This window comes from Phenylobacterium sp., assembly GCF_036563385.1.
Lineage (GTDB): Bacteria > Pseudomonadota > Alphaproteobacteria > Caulobacterales > Caulobacteraceae > Phenylobacterium.
The window spans coordinates 773,332-795,528 of record NZ_DATCML010000004.1 but is presented as its reverse complement, the minus strand read 5'-3'; the positions used below and the strand labels follow the sequence as shown (position 1 = coordinate 795,528).

Sequence of the window (22,197 nt, the reverse complement as noted above, 5' to 3'; positions counted from 1 at the left end):
GGTTTCCATATAGGCCGGTTCTGCCGTCCTGGGAACGGGAATCCGCGGGCGACGACCTGCCGCGCCCCGGGCCCGCGGCCTCAGACCCCGAGCAGCCAGCCCCCCGTCAGACTGGCGGCCTGGACTCCCACGAGCACCATCCGGTGTCCCCCGCCGAAGTCGAGCACGGCGTCGTCGCCCCACTGGCCGAGCTGGAAGGTCGTGCCGGGGTCGAGCAGCACCCGGTCCCCCTCGGCCAGGCTGAAGTCGACGATCCGGTCGAGGCCGGCGTCCTGCGAACCGTGGAAGATGTCGGCCCCCGCGCCGCCGGTCACGGTGTCGTCGCCGCGGTCGCCGGACAGCCAGTCGTCGCCTTCGCCGCCGAGCAGCACGTCCTGACCCTGGCCGCCGCGGATCAGGTCGCGGCCCGCGTCACCCCACAGGCGGTCGTCGCCGAGGTTGCCGTAGACGATGTCGTCGCCCTCCTCGCCGTGCAGCTGGTCCTGGTCCTGCCCGCCGACCACCCAGTCGTCGCCCGACCCGCCGGTCGCCGTATCGTCGCCCTTGTTGCCGTTGATGTCGTCGAAATCGCCGCCGCCCGAGATCGAGTCCGCGCCGTCGTCGCCGCGCAGGTAGTCGCGCCCGGCGAAGCCCTGGACGGTGTCGTTCCCGGCGCCGCCGCCCAGGTTGTTGGCCGCCGCATTGCCGTTGATCTGGTCGGCGCCAGACCCCCCACGGGCGTTCTCGATCACGGCGCCCACGGCGACGGCGACATTGCCGGTCAGACCGCCGACGCTGGAGAAGAAGCCTTCCCTGAGGTCGATCAGCTGGCCCTGGCCATAGCCGGAGAAGTCGAAGGTGTCCGTGCCGCCTGCGTCCCAGGCGGCGAAGATCGGCGGCGTCGAGGCGGTGGCATCGAACCACGGCCGGCCAGCGGTGGCGTTGAAGCCGTAGACGGTGTCGCCGGTCCGCGTGGACGTATTGGCGCCGTACTCCACCTGGATGGCCGCGATGTCGTCGAGCAGCGGCGAGGCGGCCCATCGGCCGCCGAAATTGGCGCCCGTGTTCGTCTCGCGGAAGTAGCTCATCACCGTGTACTGGGTGCTGTCCTGGTAGTACTCGGCGTCCTCGTCATAGGTGATCGGCCCGCGGTCCTTGGTGTCGCCGGCGTCGTAGTCCCCGGGGTGGGCCATGCCGATGGCGTGGCCGATCTCATGCACCAGGACCAGGCCGCCCCGGTTGGCCGCCGTGGGGTTGGCGTTGTAGCCGATGGAGACGTTCACCCACACGTCGCCAGACGACGCGCTGAACTCGGGCCGCCCCGGGTAGAAGCCGAACGCCGAGGCGCCTTCCGCGCCTGTGGCGTAGTTGGCGAACAAGATGGAGGCCTCGTCCGAATAGGCCGCCTCCCCGCCGAGGCCGGAGCCCACGCGTACGAAGGTGATGTTCGCCGCGTCCGACCAGCCCTGCAGGGCGAGCTCGGCCTGGGCGATCTGGGCGGCATTGAACCGCGAGAAGCCGGCGGTGTCGTCCGGCATCTTCTCAGGCGCCGTCGCCCGGAAGGCGTAGGTGACCGTGTAGGGAAGTCCGGCTTTCCCGGACCAGCCAGGCGCGGGCTCCAGCACCTTCGAGCCGTCCGGCTGGATGACCTCGTTGAAGCCGGTCATCTGCAGCGCGGCCCGCTCGACCGAGAAGTTCGGCTTTCCGCCGATGTCGCCGACGCCGCGCTGGTCGGCGTTGACGAGGGCCGGCGGCGCGACCGCCCCGTCCAGCCCGGCTTCCAGGCAAGTCTCTGACATCGCACGCTCCCCGGGCAGTGTTAGGCCCGCCGGGCGGCCGCCGCAATGCGGCGCGGAAGCCTCAGGCCACGAACAGCCAGCCGGGAGTCAGCATCGCCTGGGGGACCTGCACCAGGATCATCTGGTGGCCGCCGCCCATGTCGATGATGGTGTCCGAGCCCACGGTGCGCACGCTGTAGACCGTGCCCGCATCGAGCTGGATGCGATCGCCGCTCCACGGCGCGAAATCCAGGATCCGGTCGATGCCGATGTCCTGCGAGCCGTGGAAGATGTCGGCCCCCGCGCCGCCGTCCAGGGTGTCGTCGCCGCGGTCGCCGGACAGCCAGTCGTTGCCGTCCTCCCCGCGGACGTAGTCATTGCCCTGGCCGCCGCGCATCAGGTCCGCGCCCGCGCCGCCCCAGAGGGTGTCGGCGCCGAGGTTGCCGTAGACGATGTCGGCCCCGTCGTCGCCGTAGAGCAGGTCCTGGTCCTGGCCGCCGACCACCCAGTCGTCGCCCAGGCCGCCGGAGGCGGTGTCGTTGCCGGTGTTGCCGTTGATGTCATCGAACTCGGTCCCGCCGGTGAGGCTGTCATTGCCCGCGTCGCCGCGCAGGTAGTCGCGCCCGCCCGCGCCGCCATCGATGGTGTCGTTGCCGGAGCCGCCGGCGATGGTGTTGGCGGCGGCGTTGCCGTTGATCCGGTCAGCCCCCAGGCCGCCCTTTGCGTTCTCGATCACCGCACCCTTGGCGACGGCCACGTTGCCGGTGAGCCCGCCGACGTTCGAGAAGAAGCCCTCGCGAAGGTCGATCACCTGGTTCTGGCTGTAGCCGGAGAAGTCGAAGGTGTCGGCGCCGCCGGCGTCCCAGGTGGCGAACACCAGGCGGCTGCCGCTGGAGCCGGCCTGGAACCACGGCCGGTCGGCCGTGGCGTTGAAGCCGTACACCGTGTCGCCGGTCCGGGTCGCCAGGTTGGCGCCGTACTCGCGCTGAGCCGCGGCGATGTCGTCGAGCAGGGGCGCGGCCGAGAAGACGCCGCCGAAGTTCGCTCCGGTGTTGGACTCGCTGAAGTAGCTCATCACCGTGTACTGGCGGCTGTCCTCGTAATAGGCGGCGTTGGCCGAGTAGGTGATGGTCGTGCCGGAGTCCGCGTTGTACTCGGAGGGGTGGGCCAGGCCGATGGCGTGGCCGATCTCGTGCACCAGCACCATGCCGCCGTAGTTGCCCACGGTGGGGCCGACGTTGTAGCCGATCGAGGCGTTCACCCACACGTCCCCGGCCTGGGAGTTGGAGGAGGTCGACCCTGGGAACATGGCAAAGGCCGAGGCGCCGTCGACGCCCGAGGTGTAGTTGCCGAACAGCATGGCGGCGCTGTTGGAGTAGGCGCCTTCCCCGGAAGCTCCGGTCCCGACCCGCGTGAACCTGATGTTGGCGACGTCGGACCAGGCCTGCAGGGCGAGTTCGGTTTGGGTGATCTGCTGGGCGTTGAACCGTTGGAAGCCGGACGAGTCATCGGGCATCGCGCCAGGCGCCGTGGAGCGGAATCCGTAGGTCACCGTGAAGCCCTGGCCGAGCCGGCCGCCCCAGCCCGCGTCGCCGCGGATGATCTGCCAGGCGGCCTCGTCGATGGAGTAGCTGGCCTTGCCGTTCGAGGCGTAGCCGTCCCGCTGGTCGGCGTTCAGATAGGCCTGCGGCTCGAGGGTTGCGGCGTCCTCGGACACCACCGCCTGGCCGGCGCAGACCGGGCACTGGCAACGGAGCGCGGGCTCGGCGGCGGCCTGCGGGGCCTCGTGGCCGGCGTAATCCAGGCCGACGGAAGCCATGTCGATGAAGGGCGTCAGGGACATGATGGGCGCACTCTAAAGAACCCATCCCCTTCATTTGCTTAAGGGAATGGGTGAATGGCGGCAACCGCGCGGCCTTGCGGCCCGTGGGCGCACCCCACATGGGAGGCGTTCGGGAAATTACGCGGCGGCGGCTCGCCGCAGGCGCGGGATCAGGCGGCCGCGCTGTAGGGCGTGACGCCCGTCATCGCCTTGAGCGTCTCGGCGTCGAAGGGCGCGGCGCTTTTGATGTCGTTGTCGAAGTAGGCGTAGACGTCGAGGCCGCGCGCGCGGAAGGCCTCGATGCGGCGCGTCCACATGGCCAGCTCCTCGTCGGGGTAGCGGCCGAAGTAGCGCCCGCCGGGCCCGTGCCCGCGGACATAGACCCACGAGGCCGTGACCTCCCAGGGCGAGGGCGCATGGTGGTGGTCCGAGATGCAGAGGCTGGCGTCGAAGTCCGACAGGATCGCGAAGACCGCCGGGTCGTACCAGGAAGGGTGGCGAAACTCGACCGTGTGGCGGCGACCCTTGGGCAGCAGCTTCAGGAAACCGGCCAGGCGCTCGTCGTTGCGGCGCAGCTGCGGCGGAAGCTGGATCAGCGCCGGCCCGTAGTGCTCGGCCAGCGGGGCCATGCGCCCGAACACCAGGGCGACGCTGTCGCCGCAGTCGTTGAGCTTCTTGTTGTGGGTGATGAAGCGGCTGACCTTCCAGGCGTAGAGGAAGCCGTCCGGCGCGCGCTCCGCCCAGCCGGCCACCATCTTCTCGGACGGCAGGCGGTAGAAGCTGGCGTTGATCTCGGCGGTGTCGAACCGGGTGGCGTAGTAGGCGAGCCGGTCCTTGTCCTTGGTCCCGGCCGGATAGAACGGTCCCGTCCAGTCCTTGTAGACCCACCCCGAGCAGCCGATGCGCAGTTGGCTCATGGGCGGGGAATGCGGCAGGCCGCGAAGCGTTCACCGCCTCTCCCGCGCCCCAGGCCTGGGAGAGGGTCGGGTGAGGGCCGGCTCGTGCAGACGTGATCCGCCGATGGGAGCCCCAGGGCCTTCGGTCTCGCCGCGGGAGAGACGGCGGGATCCCAGCCGCCCCTCACCCTACCCTCTCCCCCCGCGCTGCGCGTCGGGGGAGAGGCGGTTCAAGGGGATTCCTACCCCAGCGGCTGGCGGCCGACGATCTTCAGGCCGTAGCCGCCGGAGCCGGGCAGGACAGTCGACGACGACGTCAGCAGGCGCATGTCGCGGACGCCGAGGTCCAGCAGGATCTGGGCGCCGATGCCGTAGTCGCGCAGCACGTTCTGGCTGTGGTCGGCCTGCGGCTGGCCGTAGCGTTCGGACAGCCAGTGGGGATTGCTGTCGCGGATGAACACCGCCACGCCGGCGCCGTCGTAGTCGGCGATCGCCTGCAGGGCCTTGGGCACGTAGTCGCGCCGCGTTTCCACCGCGCCCAGCATGTCGGTGGCCAGGTCGACCCGGTGCATGCGCACGAGCGTCGGCTTATCGGCGTCGATGCGGCCCTTGGTCAGCACCACGTGCTCGGTGCCGTCGAGGACGTTGCGGTAGATCACCATGCGGAAGCGGCCGCCGTAGGCGCTCTCGAAAGGAGTCTCGAGCACCCGCTCCACCTGGCGCTCGGTGCGGCGACGGTAGGCGATCAGGTCGGCGATCGTGCCGATCTTCAGCCCATGCAGCTGGGCGAAGGCTACGAGGTCCGGCAGGCGGGCCATGGACCCGTCGTCCTTCATGATCTCGCAGATCACGCCGGCGGGGTTGAGGCCGGCCATGCGGCTGATGTCGACGGCGGCCTCGGTGTGGCCGGCGCGGACGAGGACGCCGCCGTCCTTGGCCACCAGCGGGAAGACGTGGCCCGGGGAGACGATGTCCTCGACGCCCTTGGTCGGGTCCACCGCCACGGCGATGGTGTGCGCCCGGTCGTGGGCCGAGATGCCGGTGGTGACGCCCTCGCGGGCCTCGATGGAGATGGTGAAGGCGGTGCCGTGGCCGGACTGGTTGTCGGTGGCCATGGGCGGCAGGCGCAGCTGGCGGGCCCGCTCGGCGGTGATCGACAGGCAGATCAGGCCGCGGGCGTGCTTGGCCATGAAGTTGATCTGCTCGGGCGTCGCGAACTGGGCGGGGATGATGACATCGCCCTCGTTCTCGCGGTCCTCGGCGTCGACCAGGATGTAGGGCCGCCCGTTGCGGGCGTCCTCGATGATGTCCTCGATGGGGCTGATGGCGGAAGACACGCTGTCGTCCTGCTTCGGACCGTCGGTGGGCGGGACGAGGTAGGGGCGCTTCATCGGGCGGCGGCTTTCATTCGGGCGAAGTCCACCACCTGCTCGGCGACGGTGGCGAGCTGCCAGGCGTCCTTCGGCTCCCGGCAGGCGCCTGCCTCGTCGAACAGGCCGGACGTCGCGTTCAGGGCGGCGCCGAACGGCGTCGGCCAGCCCCGCATGGCATGTATGATCGACCGGACGGCCATCAAAGTGGTGCCGGCGGCCTGCCAGCCGTCGGCGGTGACGATGACGCCCACCGGCTTGCCCTGGAAGTAGGGCTCGGCGTCGTTGCGGGTCAGCTCGAGGGTGTCGAGGGCGTTCTTGACGATGCCGGACATCGAGCCGTGATAGCCGGGCGAGGCGATGATCACCCCGTCGGCGGCGCGGATCGCCTCGGCGAGCTCCTGCTGCGGCTCGCTGGCCTCGCCCGGACGCGGATCGAAGACCGGGAGGCGGGCCAGGAACTCGCCGCCCAGCAGGCGGGTCTCCGCGCCGCCCTGCTCGGCGGCGCGCAGCGCATGGGCCAGGGCCTTCTCGGTCGAGGAGCCCGGGCGGATCGTTCCGCCCAGGCCCACGATCAGCGGGCGGGTCGCGGTCATGGGCGAAGCTGTAGGCGCGCGGGCGCGCCTGCGCCAGCCCTCACGCGACGGCGGGTTCGGGGGCCACGACCTTCTTCAGCTCGGTCTTAAGGATCTTGCCGTTGGCGTTGCGCGGCAGGGGCTCGGGCCAGAAGATCACCTTCACCGGGACCTTGAAGGCCGCCAGCTTGGACCGAACCAGTTCGCGCAGCTCCTGCTCGGTGGCCTGGCCGCCGGGCCGCAGGTGCACCACCGCGGCCGGCTCCTCGCCCAGCGTCTGGTGCGGCGCGCCGACGATGGCGGCGTCCATGACGTCAGGGTGCTCGTAGAGGACGTTCTCCACCTCGACGCAGTAGATGTTCTCCCCGCCGCGGATCAGCATGTCCTTGGCCCGGTCGATGATGAACAGGAAGCCTTCCTCGTCGATGCGGGCCAGGTCGCCGGTGCGGAGCCAGCCTTCCACGAAAGTCTCGGCGGTGGCCTCGGGCTTGTTCCAGTAGCCCTTCACCACCTGCGGGCCCTTGACCCAGAGTTCGCCGACCGCGCCGGCGGCCAGGACCGTCTTGCCGTCCGACGGGTCGCGGATCTGCATCTCGCCCACCGGCGCGGCCGGGCCGGCGCTGTCGGGGCGGTTCTCGTAGTCCTTGCCCAGGTGGGAGGTGAAGGTGGCGGTGGTCTCGGTCATGCCCCAGCCGTTGCCCGGCTGCGAGCCCGGGAAGGTCTCGGCGATCTTGCGGACCAGCTCGGGCGCAGACGGCGCGCCGCCGTAGGTCACCGCCTGCAGGGAGGAGAGGTCGTAGTTCTCCCGCGCCGGGTGTTCGATCAGCTGCCAGGCGATGGTCGGCACCCCGCCAGTGGCGTTGACCTTCTCGCGCTCGATGATCCGCATGGCGGGCTCGGCCTCCCACTTGCGCATGAAGACCAGCTTGCCGCCGGCGTTCATCGTGGGGCCCAGCGTCGCCGACAGGCCGGTGGCGTGGAACAGCGGCACGACCAGGAGCGTGCAGCGCTGCGGCAGCTTGTGCGGGTCGCTCTCGGGCAGGGGCTCGCCGGCGCGCAGGAAGTTGCGGGCCGCCGAGACGCCGCCGGCGCCGATGTTCGACGTCATGTTGCGGTGGGTGCCCAGCGCGCCCTTCGGCCGTCCGGTGGTGCCCGAGGTGTAGAGGATGGTGGCGTCGTCCTCCGGCCCGATCTCCACGTCCGGCAGCGGCCGGTCGGGCAGCTGGCTCCAGCCGTTCACCGGCCCGACGACGTCCTCGAGGCGCCGGACCCGCGGGTCGGCGGGCTCTGATCCCAGCCGCGCCACATAGACCCGCTTCAGCTCCGGGCAGGCGTCCAGGTGCGGGGTGATGCGCTCCAGGCGCTCGTCGTCCACCAGGGCCACCTTGGTCCCGGAATCCGCCAGGCCGTACTCCAGCTCGGCGCCGGTCCACCAGGCGTTCAGCGGCGTGACGATGGCCCCGCACAGGACGCCGGCGAAGAAGGCGACCGGCCACTCCGGCAGGTTGCGCATGATCACCGCCACCCGGTCGCCCTTGCCGACGCCGTCGGCGCGCAGCTGGTGGGCCAGGGCGATCGTCGCCCGGGCGAAGGCCTCATAGGTGGCGCGGTCCTCCTCGTAGACCACGAACTGGCGGTCCTTGAAGGCGCGGGCGTTCAGGAAGACGTCGCGCAGGGTCGGCGGCGCGTTCTTCCAGACCTTGGTCGGGATGCCGCGGATCGTCAGCTCCTCGATCTCGAACCGGGCGCCCGGCTGGGTGAGCTGCCGATGCGCCTCGGCGATGGACATGACGGGCCAGGTGTCGGGCACTGCGTTACTCCAGCATCAGACCCCTCTCCCGCCTGCGGGAGAGGGCCAGGGTGAGGGCGGCTCGGCGTTGACAGTGGCAGGAGGTTGGACCCGGGTCCAACCGGAGCGGCGGCCGCACCTCCTCCGCCGCCCTCACCCTGCCTCTCCCGCTAGGCGGGAGAGGGGTTTCTAGGCCGGTTCCGCCGCCTTTTCGCGGCGGCCGGCGTAGTGGTCGCGGATCTCGCCCAGCTCCTTGGCGAACCGCCGGTGGGCTTCCTCGCGCAGCTTGGGGATGTGGTAGGCCGGGAAGAGGTCGTTGTCCGGCGCGTAGTCCTTGAGGACCTGCTTGGCGACGGTGACCTTGTGGACCTCGGTGGGCCCGTCGGCGATGCCCATCACCAGGCTCGACGTCACCATGTGCATGAACGGCATCTCGTTGGAGACGCCCAGCGCTCCGTGCAGGTGCGCCGCCTTGGTGGCGATGTCGTGGTAGACCTTGGGCATGGCCACCTTGATGGCGGCGATGTCCTTGCGGACCTTGTTGTAGTCCTTGTGCTTGTCGATCAGCCAGGCGGTGCGCAGGACCAGCAGGCGGAACATCTCCAGCTGGATCCAGCTGTCGGCGATCTGCTCCTGCACCATCTGCAGGTCGGAGAGCCGGCCGTCGCGGGTGGTGCGCGAGACGGCCCGCTTGCACATCAGGTCCAGCGCGTTCTTGCAGGCGCCGACGGTCCGCATGGCGTGGTGCACGCGCCCGCCGCCCAGCCGAACCTGGGCGATGACGAAGGCCGCGCCCCGGTCGCCCAGCAGGGCGTCGTAGGGCAGGCGAACGTTGGTGTAGCGGACATAGCCCTCGTTGCCGCCGCCGATCTCGCCGCCGGCGCCGACCGCCACGTTGCGGACGATCTCCACGCCGGGGGTGTCGGTGGGCACCAGGAAGATCGAGGTCCGGCGGTAGGGATCCTTGGCGTCCGGATCGGTGACCGCATAGAGCACCAGGACCTTGGCGTGCTTGGCGTTTGTGGAGAACCACTTCTCGCCGTTGATCACCCACTCGTTGCCGTCGAGCACCGCGGTGGTGCGGAAGGTCAGGGGATCCGAGCCGCCGGTGGGCTCGCTCATGGAGAAGGCCGAGCGGATCTCGCCGTTCAGCAGCGGCCAGAGGTACTGTTCCTTCTGCTTGTCGGTCCCGTAGTGGGCGATGATCTCGGCGTTGCCGCTGTCCGGCGCCTGGCAACCGAAGACGGTGGGGGCAAGGTTGTTGCGCCCCAGCTTCTCGTTCATCAGGGCGAGCTTCAGCTGGCCATAACCCTGGCCCCCCAGCTCGGGACCCAGGTGGCAGGCCCACAGGCCCTGGTCCTTGACCTTCTGCTGCAGCGGCTTGATCAGCTTCTCGCGGCCGACCGAGGAATAGGCGGCGAGGCCCAGGTGGGAGACCGGCTCCACCTCCTCGCGCATGAAGTCCTCGATCCAGTCCAGCTTCTTCTGGAACTCGGGGTCGGTCTCGAAATCCCAGGCCATCGTCGTCCTCCCGCCGGATCTGTTTTTCGTATGTCCGGTACGCTGGATACTATCGAGCTTCCGCACCGGCGGCGCAACGGCCCTTGTCAGTGCGCGCGGCCCGCCGGAAGCTCGGCCTATGGAAAGACGCCGCTTCGTGGCCCTTCTGGGGCTGGCCGCCCTGGCGCCCCGCGCGGCGAGGGCCTTCGACCTGCCGCCCGAGCCGCCGCGGGCGATCCGCGATCTGATCGGCCTCTACGGGACGCCCGAGGCGCCGCTGGTGGTCTATGAGAAGGACGGGCGGCTGTTCGCCGATGGCCTGGGGCTGAAGGCGCAGCCGCTAAGCCGCGTCACCGGGCGGCTCTACGCCGCCCCCGGACCAGAGCCCCGCGCCATCCTGTTCGACGACGCCGCCACGGTGGGCGGCGTCCGCGCGCCGAAGCGCGACTTCGGGGCCGAGGTTGAGCGGGCCATCCGCGCGAAGGTGAAGGCCGATCCGGCCGCGCTGCGGCGCGCCGCCCTGGCGGCCACGCCGCCCTCCGAGGGCCCCAAGCGGCCGTCCGACCTCGTGGACCTGCGCACGGTGGACCCCTCGATCCGCCTCGACATCCGCTACGCCGGGTCCAACAACTTCATGGGCGTGCCCCTCTACGAGCGCGCCGGGGCCTGGCTGCAGCGACCGGCCGCCGAGGCGCTCGGGCGGGCCGCGCAACGCCTCAGGGCCGAGGGTTACGGCCTGATGATCCACGACGCCTACCGGCCGTGGTTCGTCACCTGGATGTTCTGGGAGGCCGTGCCGCCGGCCAGCCGGGACTTCGTCGCCGACCCCTCGAAGGGCTCACGCCACAACCGCGGCTGCGCGGTGGACCTGACGCTCTACGACCTGAAGACCGGCAAGGTGGTGGAGATGCCCGGCCGCTATGACGAGATGAGCCTGCGGTCCTACCCGGAGTTCGTGGGCGGCACCACCCGCCAGCGCGCGCTCCGCGACCTGCTGCGCACCGCCATGGAGGCCGAGGGCTTCACCGTCTATCCGCAGGAATGGTGGCACTTCGACTACCGCGACTGGCCCGAGTACGGCATCGGCAACGTGAGCTTCACGGAGCTGGCCCGGCGCTAGTCCTCTCCCCGCCGCGCGGGGAGAGGGTTGGGTGAGCGGTGGCGCTTGCGGGCGGGCGGAAGGCGAGCGCAAATGCCGGCGAGCAAGGAGCCGACCGATGGACCAGATCACCCGCGCCAAGACACTCGGTTTCTCGGCGGAGCGGCTGGGCCGGATCGACGCGCACCTGAAGCGCTATGTGGACGCCGGCAAGTTCCCCATGGCGCAGTTCGTCCTCGCCCGGCAGGGGCAGGTCGTCCACCAGAGCGTGGTCGGGCAGCAGGATCCGGAGCGGGGGATCGCGCTCGCCGAGAACACCGTCTTCCGCATCTATTCCATGACCAAGCCCGTCACCTCGGTGGCGCTGATGACGCTGGTCGAGGAGGGCCTGATCGCGCTCGACGACACGGTGGCGAAATACATTCCGGAGTGGCGCGACCTGGGCGTCTACTCCGCCGGGATCGGCCCCTACCTGACCACCCCGCCTGCGCGCCCCATGCAGGTGGTGGACCTGCTGCGCCACACCTCGGGCCTGACCTACGGTTTCCAGAACCGCACCAACGTCGACGCCGCCTACCGCAAGGCGAAGGTCGAGCTGATGCACGGCGGGACCGACCTGGAGGGCATGATCGGCCAGTTGGCCAAGATCCCCCTGGAGTTCTCGCCCGGCGAGGCCTGGAACTACTCCGTCTCCACCGACGTGGTCGGCTACCTGGTGCAGAAGGTGGCGGGCAAGCCGCTGGACGAGGTGTTCGCCGAGCGCATCTTCCAGCCGCTGAAGATGGCCGACACCGGCTTCCATGTGCGCGAGGACCAGCGGTCGCGTTTCGCCGCCTGCTACGACGCGGTCCCGGGCGGGCGGCCGAAGCTGCAGGACGACCCGCAGGCCAGCCCCTATCTCGCCCCGCCCAGCCTGCTCTCCGGCGGCGGCGGCCTGGTTTCGACGGCGGCCGACTACATGCGCTTCGCCAACATGCTGGTGAACGGCGGCGAGCTAGAGGGCGCGCGGATCCTCGCGCCCAAGACCATCCGGCTGATGGCCGCGAACCACCTGCCCGGCGGCCAGGACCTGACCCAGATGTCCCGCTCGCTGTTCAGCGAGAGCACCAACGCGGGCGTCGGCTTCGGCCTCGGCTTCGCCGTGGTGTTCGACCCGCCGCAGACCCTGCTGCCCTCGTCCAAAGGCGAATTCTACTGGGGCGGGATGGCCTCGACGGCGTTCTGGGTGGATCCGGTGGAGGAGGTGACCGCCGTCTTCATGACCCAGCTGATCCCGTCCTCCACCTGGCCTATTCGGCGAGAGCTCCGGACCCTGACCTACGCGGCCCTGATGGAGACGAACGGCTGAGGCCGTCGGCGATCCCCTCGGCCTCCTCGACGGACGGCTGGCCAAAGCCGGTGTCGGGCGCATCGGAGGTGGGCTTGATGTCCAGCATCTTGGACTTCCGCCAGCCGCCCCAGAGGTAGTAGCCGCCCGCCAGCAGCAGGGTGGTGAAGCTGCCGATCGGGAAGCTCAGCCAGACGGCGTCGGCGCCCAGGTGCGGCTCCATCAGGTTGGCCAGCGGGATGCGCACGCCCCACAGCGAGATCACCATGGCCAACAGCGGCGGCCACACCGCGCCCGTCGCGCGCACCACGCCCGAGAAGATGAAGGCGATGCCGAAGGCGATGAAGCCCCAGAGCACGATCGAGTTAATGTGCACGGCGATGGGAAGCGACGGGCTGTCGCCCGGCAGGAAGGCGCGCAGCACCCACGGGTCGGCGAAGTAGAGCAGCAGCACCGGCACGGCGGTGAACACGAGGGCGAAGAGGGCGCCCGTGCGGGCCACCTGCTCCACCCGCTCCATCTTTCCGGCCCCGACGTTCTGGGCCGCCATGGACGAGACGGCGGCGCCGAGCGCCATGGCCGGCATCTGCACATAGGTCCAGAGCTGGGCGGCCGCCCCATAGGCCGCCGAGGTGTGCACGCCGTACTGGTTGACCAGGCCCATCATGGTCACCGCCGCCAGGCTGACGACGATCATCTGGAAGCCCATGGGGAGGCCCTTGAGCACCAGGGCGCGGATGATCGCCAGGTCCGGGATCAGCAGGCGGGCCTCGGACGGCCGGATCACCAGGATCGAGTTCTTCCGGTAGAGGTGGATCAGCATGGCCGCCAGCGTCACCGTCTGGGCGATCAGGGTGGCCGCGGCGGAGCCCGCGATGCCGAGGGTCGGCAGCGGCCCCGGTCCGATGATCAGCAGCGGGTTGAGGACCACGTCCAGCCCGACGGTCATCAGCGAGAAGTAGAAGGGCGTGCGGCTGTCGCCCGTGCCTCGCTGGGCCATCATCACGTACGAGAAGAAGTACATGAACGGCATGGCCGTGAAGATCACCCGCAGGTAGGCGATGGCGTCGCGCCGGGCGTCCGGCGGGGTGCCCATGGCCTCCAGGATGTGCGGCGTGAGCACCACGCCGAGCACGCCGACCGACAGGGACAGCACCAGGAAGAAGGCCGTGGAGGTGCCCACTACCTTCTTGGCCGTGGCGAGGTCGCCCCCGCCCACCGCCTGGCCGATGAGGATGTTCGACGCCATCGAGACGCCGAACACCGCCCCAAGCATCAGGAACATGATCTGGTTGGCGTTGGAGGTGGCGGTGAGCGCCGCCTCGCCCAGCACGTGGCTGACCCAGATGGCGTTGGCCGAGCCGTTCAGCGACTGCAAGATGTTGGTGCCCAGCACCGGCAGGGCGAACAGGATCAGGGTCTTGCCAATTGGGCCAGTCGTCAGGTCCGGGCCCTTGCGCAGCGGTCCGGCGGCGGGCCGTCCGCCCGCGGTGTCTCCTGTGGCCGTCACGGCTGCTCCCCTCGCCCCACGCGCAGCATTGGCGAGCGGGGATGCCATAGCCAGTCTAGGAGCCGCGAGGCCCCCGCTTCAACCCGTGCGGCCGAAACGCGCGGCCGGCCGCCAGGGTTGAGCCCGCGGCGTTTCGTTGTAAGACGGCGCGGGGGACGGTCGACCGCCGGGGCGGCTGCGGCCGCTCGAGAAGACCAGAAAGACCGCATGAAGATCCTGATCACGGGCGGGGCCGGTTTCATCGGATCGGCTGTTGTGCGCCGGGCGATCGCCGACGGCCACGAGGTGGTGAACCTCGACGCGCTGACCTATTCCGCCAACCTGGAGAACGTCGAGAGCGTCGCGAACGACCCCCGCTACGCCTTCGAGCAAGCCGACATCTGCGACCAGGCGCGGGTGCGCGAGATCTTCGCCAGGCATCGGCCCGATGCGGTGATGCACCTGGCCGCCGAGAGCCACAACGACCGCGCCATCGAGGGGCCGCTGGACTTCGTGCGCACCAACGTGGTCGGCACCGCGGTCCTGCTGGAGGCCGCACGCGAGCATTGGAACGGACTCTCCGAGCCCGCGAAGTCGCAGTTCCGCTTCCACCACGTGTCCACCGACGAGGTGTTCGGGGCGCTGGGCGAGGAAGGCGCGTTCAGCGAGACCACGCCCTATGACCCGAACTCGCCCTATTCGGCCTCGAAGGCCGGCTCGGACCACTTGGTGCGCGTGTGGGGCCGCACCTATGGCCTGCCGGTGGTGATCACCAACTGCGCCAACAACTACGGCCCGTATCAGTTTCCCGAGAAGCTGGTCCCGACGGTGATCACCCGTGCGCTGGAGGGCAAGACCATCCCGGTCTACGGCGACGGCCGGCAGGTCCGCGACTGGCTGCACGTGGACGACCACGCGGAGGCGCTGCTGCTCGTCCTGCAGAAGGGCCGCCTGGACGAGACCTACTGCATTGGCGGCACGCCCAACCGGCGCAACCTGGAGATCATCCAGATCCTCTGCGCCGCCCTCGACAAGTACGCGCCGGCCAACACCACGCACGCCGAGAAGATCGCCTTCGTGGCCGACCGGCCGGGCCACGACTTCCGCTACGCCATCGACGCGTCGAAGCTGAAGGCGGAACTGGGCTGGGAGGCGAAGACCTCGCTGGAGGACGGGCTGGAGCAGACTGTCCGCTGGTACGTGGAGAACCGCGACTGGATCGAGGGCATCCGCCAGCGCGGCTTCCATTCCGAGCGGCTGGGGCTGGTGAAGGCGTCGTGACGATCCGCATCCTGCAGTTCGGCGCCACCGGGCAGCTGGCCCGCGAGGTGCTCGACCGGGCGGGGCGCGGCGTCGAGGTCACCGCCCTGTCGCGCGCCGACGTGGACCTGACTGACGCCGACGCGATCCGCCGCGCGGTGCTCGAGGCCGGCGATACGGACCTGGTGGTCAACGCCGCGGCCTACACCGCCGTGGACAAGGCCGAGAGCGAGCCGGACCTGGCCTACGCCGTGAACGCCCGCGCCCCCGAGGCGATGGCGAAGGCGTGCCAGGCCCGGGGCCTGCCGCTGGTGCACATCTCCACGGACATGGTGTTCTCGGGCGCGAAGGCCGGAGCCTATCTGGAGACCGACGCGCCCGCCCCTCTGCATGTCTACGGGGCCTCGAAGCTGGTCGGCGAGCAGGCGGTGCTGGCGCATTGCGACCGGGCCTTGGTCGGCCGGGTGACCTGGCTCTTCTCGGCCTATGGCCAGAACTTCCTGCAGGTCATGCTGCGGCTGGCGAGGAGCCAGCCGGTGCTGAAGGTGGTGGACGACCAGCGCGGCCGGGCGACGGCCAGCGGCGACGTGGCGGCCTTCATCCTGGCGCAGGCGGAGCGCCTGGCCCGGGCCCCCGCCGGGGCGCCGGAGTGGGGCCTGCTGCACCTGGTGGGTCCGACCGTGGCCACCCGGACCGAAATGGCCCGGGCCTTGTTCGACCTCGCCGGCCTCGCCCCGCAGATCGAGCCGGTGCCGACCAGCGCCTTCCCGACCCCCGCGCGCCGCGCGCTCAACGCCGAGCTGGACTCCAGCCGCCTGAAGGCGGTGTTCGGGGTCGAGCTCAGGCCCTGGCGCGAGGCGCTGAAGGAGGTTGTCGCCCAGATGAACCAGGGAGCCGCCGCATGAACCGCCGCGGGATCATCCTCGCCGGCGGGGCCGGCACCCGGCTGCATCCGCTGACCATCGCGGTCTCGAAGCAGCTGCTGCCGGTCTACGACAAGCCGATGGTCTATTACCCGCTGTCGGTTCTGATGCTGGCCGGCGTGCGCGAGATCCTGGTGATCACCACGCCCGAGGATCAGGCCGGCTTCCAGCGCCTGCTGGGCGACGGCAGCCAGCTGGGGGTGCGCTTCGAGTACGTGGTCCAGCCCACGCCCGGCGGCCTAGCCGAGGCCTATCTGCTGGGCGAAGAGTTCGTGGCCGGCGAACCGAGCGTGATGATCCTGGGCGACAACATCTTCTTCGGCCAGGGCTTCAGCCACATGCTGAAGAACGCCGGGGCCCGGGAGCACGGGGCCACCGTGTTCGGCTATCCGGTGCACGATCCGGAACGCTACGGCGTCGTCGAGATGAGCTCCGAAGGCCGCGCGCTCTCCATCGAGGAGAAGCCCGCCGCGCCCAAGTCGAACCTTGCGGTCACCGGCCTCTACTTCTACGACGGCCGCGCCAGCGAGCTGGCCAAGACCCTGACCCGCTCGGCCCGCGGCGAGCTGGAGATCACCGCCCTGAACCAGCTCTACCTGGAAGCCGGCGAGCTGCACGTGGAGCTGCTCGGCCGCGGCTTCGCCTGGGAGGACGCCGGCACCCACGACAGCCTGATCCAGGCCGGCGAGCTGATCCGCACCTTCGAGCAGCGCCAGGGCCTGCGCATCGGCTGCCTGGAGGAGATCGCCTTCCACCAGGGCTGGATCGACCGCGACCAGCTGCTGCGGCTGGCCGACCGCATGGCCAAGAGCGAGTACGGCCAGTACCTCCGCGAACTCGCGGACCGTCCGCCCGGCTTCGACGACGCGGGCGAGTAGGCGGCTGGCTAGGCCAGCCGGCTCTTCACCCGGCCGTAGAGCAGGTAGGCGACCACGCCGATGGCGTTCCAGAGGAAGAAGAACTTGATCGTATTCTCGGTCAGGCTGGTGAACAGGTAGAGGCAGCCGGCGATCGCCAGGGGCGCCACGAGCCAGACGGCCGGGGTGCGGAACGGACGGTTCAGCTCGGGCCGGCGGCGGCGCAGCACCAGGACGGCGATGGCCGTGGCGATGAAGGCGGCCAGGGTGCCGGCGTTGGCCAGCGAGGCGATGTGGGCCAGCGGGATGGCGCCGGCTATGAGCGCCGCGATGAAGCCGGTCAGCAGGGTCACCGCCGCCGGCACGCCGCGGCCGCTGACGGTGGCCAGCTGGCGGGGCAGCAGGCCGTCGCGCGCCATGGCGAAGAACACCCGGCTCTGGCCGTACATGAAGACCATGATCACCGTGGGCATGGCCACCACCGCGGCGCCGGCGATCAGGGCGGCCGATCCGTCGTGGCCGATCTCGCGCAGCACGTGGGCCAGGGGCTCGGGGCTCTTGGCGAAGTCGGAGAAGGGCATGGCGCCCAGCGCCGCGGCCGCCACCACCATGTAGATCAGGGTGCAAAGGGCCATGGAGCCGACGATGCCGATAGTCAGGTCACGCTTCGGGTTCTTGGCCTCCTCGGCGGCCGTGGAGATGGCGTCGAAGCCGTAGAAGGCGAAGAAGATGATCGCCGCCGCGCCCATCACGCCGTACTTGCGGGCGTCCTCCGCCGTCACCGCCCCATAGCCGAACGGGGCGAAGGGGCTGAAGTGGGCGGCGTCGAAGGCGGGCAGGGTGAGCGCCACGAAGGCGGCCAGGGCCACGAGCTTCACGATCACAAGGATGAAGTTGACGGTCGCGCTCTCCCGGGTGCCGACCAGCAGCAGGCCGGTGACCACGAGGGCGATGAACACCGCGGGCAGGTTGACGATGCCGCCCGCCTCCGGGCCGGAAAGCAAGGCGGGCGGGATCGGCCAGCCGGCCTGCTGGATCAGTCCGCCGGCGTAGCCCGCCCAGCCCACGGCCACGGCGCTGCACACCAGGGTGTACTCGAGGACCAGGCTCCAGCCGATGATCCAGGCGGCGAGCTCGCCAAGGCTGACGTAGGTGTAGGTGTAGGCGCTGCCCGCCTGCGGGGTCAGGCTGGCCATCTCGGCGTAGCAGAGCGCGGCGAAGGCGCAGACCGCGCCGGCCACGGCGAAGGACAGGATCACCGCCGGCCCGGCCAGTCCCGCCGCCTCGCCGGTGAGCGTGTAGATGCCCGTGCCGATGATCGCGCCCACGCCCAGGGCCACCAGGTGCGGCCAGCCCAGGGTCGGCTTCAGCCGGTGCGTCCCCTCGGCCTGCGCGGCGGCTTCCACTGGCTTGCGGCGCGTGACGAAACTCATGACCTGCCCTCTCCCGATCGAGCGCCACCATTGCCCGGCTCCACGCGGACGGACAAGCCTTGGCGCCGGGGCGGCCTTGCGCCAGCTTGGCCGCGCGAACCGAGGGGGAGTTCACCGCATGCGTCGCCTGATCCTGGCCTTCGTCCTGGTGCTGCTGGCCGGGCCGGCCCTCGCCCAGGACGCCGCCGTCCACAAGCTCGTGGCCGACTACGAGGCCTGGTGGCTGGCGGACGACCCCATCACCGCCGGCCGGCTCGGCGACGCCGCGGCGCTCTCGAAGCTGCCCGACGTCACGCCGGCCGCCGACGCTCGGCGAAAGCAGGCGCTCTCCGGCTTCCAGCAGCGGCTGAGGGCGATCCCCGACGCGGGGCTATCGGGCGACGCGAAGCTCAACCGCGACCTGCTGGCCTGGGTGGTCGACAGCCAGCTGCAGGCGCTCGCCTTCGACGTGGCCCGCATCCCGCTCTCCAGCGACGGCGGGTTCTACGACACCATCGGCTACCTGGCGCAGACCACGCCGATGCGCACAGCGGCCGACGCACGGGCCTGGGTGGCCCGGCTGGAAGCCACGCCGCGGAACTGGCGCGACAACATCGCGAACGCCCGGCGTGGGGTGCGCACCCGCTTCACCCAGCCGCGCTCGAGCGTCGAGGTGGTGCTGAAGCAGATGCGCGAGGCGGCCGCCGTGCCGGCCGACCAGGACCCCCTGCTGCAGCCGCTGGCCGCGCTTCCCGACACCGTGCCGGCCGCGGAGCAGGCGCAGCTGCGCGCCCGGGGCCGGGCCGCGGTGGAAGCCCTGCGGGTGGTGCAGCGCGAGTTCATCGCCTTCCTCGAGACGGAGTACACGCCGGCCGCCCGTCCGCAGCTCGGCGCCCGCAGCCTGCCCAACGGCGAGGCCTACTACCGCTACGTGGTGCGCGACCACACCACCACCGACCTGACCCCCGACCAGATCCACGACCTCGGCCTGCGGGAAGTCGCCCGTATCCGGGCGGAGATGGAGGTCGCCATGAAGCAGGCCGGCTGGAGCGGCGACCGCGCGGGCTTCATCGCCATGCTGCGCAAGGACCCGCGGTTCTACGCCGCCAGCCGCGAGGACCTGATGGAGAAGGCCTCAGAGATCGCCAAGCGCATCGACGACAAGCTGCCGGGCTGGTTCGGGACCCTGCCGCGCCTGACCTACGGCGTCCGTCCGGTGCCGAAGGAGCTGGAGGCCGCCTACACCACGGGACGCTACTGGCAGGGCAGCCCCCAGCAGGGCGTCGCCGGCGGCTACATGGTCAACACCTACGCCCTCGATCAGCGCGGCCTGCACGAGCTGCCGGCGCTCACCGCCCACGAGGCCGTGCCAGGCCACCACCTGCAGATCGCGCTGTCGCAGGAGCTGGCCGACGTGCCGGCCTTCCGCCGCGAGACCTTCGCCTTCACGGCCTTCGTGGAGGGCTGGGGCCTCTACTCCGAGCGAGTGGCGGGCGAGATGGGCATCTACCGGACCCCTTACGAACGGTTCGGCCAGCTCTCCTACGAGATGTGGCGCGCCTGCCGGCTGGTGGCCGACACTGGCCTCCACTGGAAGGGGTGGAGCCTCGACCAGGCCCGCGCCTGTTTCACCGAGAACACCGCCCTGTCGCCGCTGAACATCGAGGTGGAGCTGGCCCGCTACGTGTCATGGCCGGGGCAGGCGCTGGCCTACAAGATCGGGGAGCGGAAGTACGTGGAACTGCGCCAGAAGGCCCGGGACGCGCTGGGCGCCAAGTTCGACATCCGCCGCTTCCACGACGCGGTGCTGCTGGCCGGCCCGCTGCCCATGGCCGTGCTGGAGTCGCGGGTGGACGCCTGGATCGCCGCCGAACAGAAATCGATGACGCCTGCGTCATCGAAATAATGCCGCAACGTCAGCATGCTGGAACGGGATCCTGAACGGCGTTAAGTTACGACGAGGCCCGCCCCGCTCCGGCGGCGAGACAGGGCCAAGGGGACAGGGAGGTTTTTCATGCAGGCTGCACGCTTTTCCGTGCTCGCGGCGATCGGGGGCTCGGCGCTCCTCTTCGGCTGCACCACCGATGGTCCGGCGCCGAACGCCCTGGCCAACGCCAGCGACGTGGCGGCCACCGAAACGGCGGCCGTCGCCGGCCTGCCCGGCCAGGTCGACAACTTCATGCTGGTCGACCAGAACCTGGAGAGCCACGAGCTCTACCGGATGGCCGACGCCAAGGCGATCGTGCTGGTCAGCACCATGAACGGCTGCCCCATCGCCCGGGCGATGATCCCCGAGCTGAAGAAGCTTCGCGACGCCTACAAGGCCAAGGGCGTCGAGTTCCTGATGCTCAACTCCGCCCTGCAGGACAACCGCGAGCGGGTGGCCGAGGAGGCCAAGGACTTCGGCCTCGACATCCCTGTCCTGATGGACACCAACCAGCTGGTCGGGGAGAGCCTGGGCGTCACCCGCACGGCCGAGGTCTACATCATCAACCCGAAGACCTGGCAGGTGGTCTATCGCGGGCCGCTGGACGACCGGATCGACTATGGCGGCGCCCAGAAGGCCAACGCCACGCCCTTCGCCGCCAACGCCCTGGATGCGCTGATCGCCGGCCGCGCGGTGCAGCAGGCCAGCATGAACACCCGCGGCTGCCTGATCGACTTCCCCGAACGGGCGAAGAAGGCGCAGCACGCCAAGATCTCCTACGCCCGCGACGTGGCGCCGATCCTGGAGCGGAACTGCGTCGGCTGCCACCAGCCCGGCTCCATCGGGCCGTTCGCCATGACCAGCTACGAGATGGTTAAGGGCTTCTCGCCGATGATCCGCGAGGTACTGCGCACCGACCGGATGCCGCCCTACAACGCCGATCCGCACGTCAACAAGTTCTCGGACAACAAGAACCTGTCGGCCGGCGAGATCAAGACGATCGTCCACTGGATCGAGGCCGGCGCCCCGCGCGGCGACGGGCCCGACCCGCTGGCCGCCAAGCGGCGAGTGGCCGAGGAGTGGCCGCTCGGCAAGCCCGACCTGATCCTCGACGTGCCGGCGTACACCATCCCGGCCAGCGGCATCGTCGACTACCAGCGCCCCTACATCGTCAACCCGCTGAAGGAAGGCCGCTGGATCCGCGCCTCCACCGTCAAGGTCGGCGCGCGCCAGGGCGTGCACCACATCCTGACCGGCTACATGAAGCAGATCCCCAACGGCCCGGCTTACGAGACCCAGTGGGGCTCCTCGGTGGGCGGCTACGCCGTGGGCGCGGAGTCGGAGATCGCGCCAGACAACGCCGGCGTCTTCCTGCCGCCGGGCGGGGCCATCGGCATCCAGGCGCACTACACCCCGTTCGGCAAGGAGGTCGTCGATAAGAGCCAGATCGCGCTCTATTTCTACGACAAGGACAAGACGCCCGACCTTGTCATGCGCAACTCGGTGATCGTGGACAACACCATCACCATCCCGGCCGGCGCGGCGCGGCACAAGGAAACGGCCTACATCCAGTTCCCGAAGGACGCCCTGCTCTATTCGGCGTTCCCGCACGCGCACTACCGTGGCCACGCCTCGGACCTGTGGATCGAGTACCCGAACGGCGAGCGCAAGCTGCTGCTGGCGCTGCCGAAGTACGACTTCAACTGGCAGCGGCACTACACCTTCGCCGAGCCGGTGAAGGTGCCGGCGGGCTCGAAGCTGATCGCCCACTACACCTATGACAACTCCAAGCGGAACCCGGCCAACCCCGACCCGACGAAGACGGTGCTCTGGGGCGACCAGTCGTTCGAGGAGATGTTCTACACGGCGATCCGCTACCGCTGGGTCGACGAGACCTCCAAGAGCGAGGTGGCCCACGACGAGCAGCTGAACCGGACCCGCATGGTGGGCATGCTGGACGACAACATCGACGGCAAGGTGCAGCTGGCCGAGCTCAAGGGTCAGCTGGGCGACCGGCTGAAGCCCTATTTCGCCATGGTGGACAAGGACAAGGACGGCGGCATCGACCGCACCGAGTTCGCGGCCATCCAGGGCATGCTGGGCGGCCGCCGGCGCAGCGGGGGCGAGAACGCCGCCATGCCGCCGGCGCAGGGCGCCACCGGCGGCCGGCGCTAGCCAGCCGCCCCGCGCTGCG

16 protein-coding genes are annotated in these 22,197 nt (G+C 70.2%); 7 read left to right on the top strand and 9 right to left on the bottom strand.

Going from position 1 to position 22,197, the window contains the following annotated elements; all coding sequences use genetic code 11:
* Positions 1 to 80: 80 nt before the first annotated feature.
* From VIL67_RS04780 to VIL67_RS04750, 7 genes are all read right to left on the bottom strand, one after another.
* A complete protein-coding gene (locus VIL67_RS04780) occupies positions 81 to 1,778 on the bottom strand; it encodes a M10 family metallopeptidase C-terminal domain-containing protein (protein ID WP_332047695.1) in 1,698 nt (565 codons plus the stop codon).
* 61 nt (positions 1,779 to 1,839) lie between these two features.
* Complete coding sequence (locus tag VIL67_RS04775; protein WP_332047694.1) at positions 1,840 to 3,600, bottom strand: M10 family metallopeptidase C-terminal domain-containing protein; 1,761 nt, start codon at positions 3,598 to 3,600, stop codon at positions 1,840 to 1,842.
* Between the two features lie 149 nt (positions 3,601 to 3,749).
* Entirely contained in the window at positions 3,750 to 4,496 is a 747-nt protein-coding gene (locus tag VIL67_RS04770) for a DUF72 domain-containing protein (RefSeq protein ID WP_332047693.1), read from the bottom strand.
* Positions 4,497 to 4,717: 221 nt separating this feature from the next.
* Complete coding sequence (ribB, locus tag VIL67_RS04765; protein ID WP_332047692.1) at positions 4,718 to 5,866, bottom strand: 3,4-dihydroxy-2-butanone-4-phosphate synthase; 1,149 nt, start codon at positions 5,864 to 5,866, stop codon at positions 4,718 to 4,720.
* A complete protein-coding gene (locus VIL67_RS04760; protein WP_332047691.1) occupies positions 5,863 to 6,441 on the bottom strand; it encodes an NADPH-dependent FMN reductase in 579 nt (192 codons plus the stop codon). The genes ribB and VIL67_RS04760 overlap by 4 nt, the downstream gene beginning before the upstream one ends.
* Before the next feature lie 40 nt (positions 6,442 to 6,481).
* The gene (locus tag VIL67_RS04755) at positions 6,482 to 8,209 is read right to left on the bottom strand and encodes a class I adenylate-forming enzyme family protein (protein ID WP_332047990.1); all 1,728 of its coding nucleotides are present in this window, start codon (positions 8,207 to 8,209) and stop codon (positions 6,482 to 6,484) included.
* A gap of 189 nt (positions 8,210 to 8,398) precedes the next feature.
* Positions 8,399 to 9,730 carry an acyl-CoA dehydrogenase family protein gene (locus tag VIL67_RS04750; RefSeq protein ID WP_332047690.1) on the bottom strand — a complete coding sequence of 444 codons (1,332 nt, stop codon included), beginning with the start codon at positions 9,728 to 9,730 and terminating at the stop codon, positions 8,399 to 8,401.
* Between the two features lie 118 nt (positions 9,731 to 9,848).
* Here VIL67_RS04750 and VIL67_RS04745 point away from each other — a divergent pair, with 118 nt between their 5' ends.
* Positions 9,849 to 10,829, top strand: coding sequence for a M15 family metallopeptidase (locus VIL67_RS04745; RefSeq protein ID WP_332047689.1), 981 nt, complete (start codon positions 9,849 to 9,851; stop codon positions 10,827 to 10,829).
* A gap of 97 nt (positions 10,830 to 10,926) precedes the next feature.
* Positions 10,927 to 12,156 (top strand): serine hydrolase domain-containing protein, encoded by a 1,230-nt coding sequence (locus VIL67_RS04740; RefSeq protein WP_332047688.1) that lies wholly within the window; start codon positions 10,927 to 10,929, stop codon positions 12,154 to 12,156.
* On the opposite strand, the gene VIL67_RS04735 is transcribed toward VIL67_RS04740, so the two are convergent.
* Positions 12,098 to 13,645: an MATE family efflux transporter gene (locus VIL67_RS04735; protein WP_332047687.1), complete on the bottom strand. Its 1,548-nt coding sequence runs from the start codon at positions 13,643 to 13,645 to the stop codon at positions 12,098 to 12,100. The two genes, VIL67_RS04740 and VIL67_RS04735, sit on opposite strands and share 59 nt — an antisense overlap.
* A 207-nt stretch (positions 13,646 to 13,852) precedes the next feature.
* On the opposite strand from VIL67_RS04735, the gene rfbB reads away from it, so the two are divergent.
* Genes rfbB through rfbA form a run of 3 tightly spaced genes read left to right on the top strand, consistent with a single transcriptional unit; the run spans position 13,853 to position 16,685 of the window.
* Positions 13,853 to 14,905 (top strand): dTDP-glucose 4,6-dehydratase, encoded by a 1,053-nt coding sequence (gene rfbB / locus VIL67_RS04730; protein ID WP_332047686.1) that lies wholly within the window; start codon positions 13,853 to 13,855, stop codon positions 14,903 to 14,905.
* Positions 14,902 to 15,789, top strand: coding sequence for a dTDP-4-dehydrorhamnose reductase (gene rfbD / locus VIL67_RS04725; protein WP_332047685.1), 888 nt, complete (start codon positions 14,902 to 14,904; stop codon positions 15,787 to 15,789). Before rfbB ends, rfbD begins: the two co-directional genes overlap by 4 nt.
* The gene (gene rfbA, locus VIL67_RS04720) at positions 15,786 to 16,685 is read left to right on the top strand and encodes a glucose-1-phosphate thymidylyltransferase RfbA (RefSeq protein ID WP_332047684.1); all 900 of its coding nucleotides are present in this window, start codon (positions 15,786 to 15,788) and stop codon (positions 16,683 to 16,685) included. The genes rfbD and rfbA overlap by 4 nt, the downstream gene beginning before the upstream one ends.
* A gap of 8 nt (positions 16,686 to 16,693) precedes the next feature.
* Here the strand turns inward: rfbA and VIL67_RS04715 are convergent, their stop codons facing one another.
* Positions 16,694 to 18,097: an amino acid permease gene (locus tag VIL67_RS04715; RefSeq protein ID WP_332047683.1), complete on the bottom strand. Its 1,404-nt coding sequence runs from the start codon at positions 18,095 to 18,097 to the stop codon at positions 16,694 to 16,696.
* A 118-nt stretch (positions 18,098 to 18,215) separates the two neighbouring features.
* Between VIL67_RS04715 and VIL67_RS04710 the strand changes: the two genes are divergently transcribed.
* Entirely contained in the window at positions 18,216 to 19,982 is a 1,767-nt protein-coding gene (locus VIL67_RS04710; protein WP_332047682.1) for a DUF885 domain-containing protein, read from the top strand.
* Between the two features lie 108 nt (positions 19,983 to 20,090).
* Positions 20,091 to 22,178 carry a redoxin family protein gene (locus tag VIL67_RS04705; RefSeq protein ID WP_332047681.1) on the top strand — a complete coding sequence of 696 codons (2,088 nt, stop codon included), beginning with the start codon at positions 20,091 to 20,093 and terminating at the stop codon, positions 22,176 to 22,178.
* The last annotated feature ends 19 nt before the right edge of the window (positions 22,179 to 22,197 follow it).

Excerpts from the sequence above, each read along its gene's own strand:
- VIL67_RS04715 (WP_332047683.1), bottom strand. The coding sequence starts at position 18,097 with ATGAGTTTCGTCACGCGCCGCAAGCCAGTGGAAGCCGCCGCGCAGGCC.
- rfbA (WP_332047684.1), top strand. The coding sequence starts at position 15,786 with ATGAACCGCCGCGGGATCATCCTCGCCGGCGGGGCCGGCACCCGGCTG.
- VIL67_RS04710 (WP_332047682.1), top strand. The coding sequence starts at position 18,216 with ATGCGTCGCCTGATCCTGGCCTTCGTCCTGGTGCTGCTGGCCGGGCCG.
- VIL67_RS04755 (WP_332047990.1), bottom strand. The coding sequence starts at position 8,209 with ATGTCCATCGCCGAGGCGCATCGGCAGCTCACCCAGCCGGGCGCCCGG.
- VIL67_RS04740 (WP_332047688.1), top strand. The coding sequence starts at position 10,927 with ATGGACCAGATCACCCGCGCCAAGACACTCGGTTTCTCGGCGGAGCGG.
- rfbB (WP_332047686.1), top strand. The coding sequence starts at position 13,853 with ATGAAGATCCTGATCACGGGCGGGGCCGGTTTCATCGGATCGGCTGTT.
- VIL67_RS04760 (WP_332047691.1), bottom strand. The coding sequence starts at position 6,441 with ATGACCGCGACCCGCCCGCTGATCGTGGGCCTGGGCGGAACGATCCGC.
- VIL67_RS04750 (WP_332047690.1), bottom strand. The coding sequence starts at position 9,730 with ATGGCCTGGGATTTCGAGACCGACCCCGAGTTCCAGAAGAAGCTGGAC.
- VIL67_RS04770 (WP_332047693.1), bottom strand. The coding sequence starts at position 4,496 with ATGAGCCAACTGCGCATCGGCTGCTCGGGGTGGGTCTACAAGGACTGG.
- VIL67_RS04780 (WP_332047695.1), bottom strand. The coding sequence starts at position 1,778 with ATGTCAGAGACTTGCCTGGAAGCCGGGCTGGACGGGGCGGTCGCGCCG.
- VIL67_RS04745 (WP_332047689.1), top strand. The coding sequence starts at position 9,849 with ATGGAAAGACGCCGCTTCGTGGCCCTTCTGGGGCTGGCCGCCCTGGCG.
- VIL67_RS04705 (WP_332047681.1), top strand. The coding sequence starts at position 20,091 with ATGCAGGCTGCACGCTTTTCCGTGCTCGCGGCGATCGGGGGCTCGGCG.
- VIL67_RS04775 (WP_332047694.1), bottom strand. The coding sequence starts at position 3,600 with ATGTCCCTGACGCCCTTCATCGACATGGCTTCCGTCGGCCTGGATTAC.
- ribB (WP_332047692.1), bottom strand. The coding sequence starts at position 5,866 with ATGAAGCGCCCCTACCTCGTCCCGCCCACCGACGGTCCGAAGCAGGAC.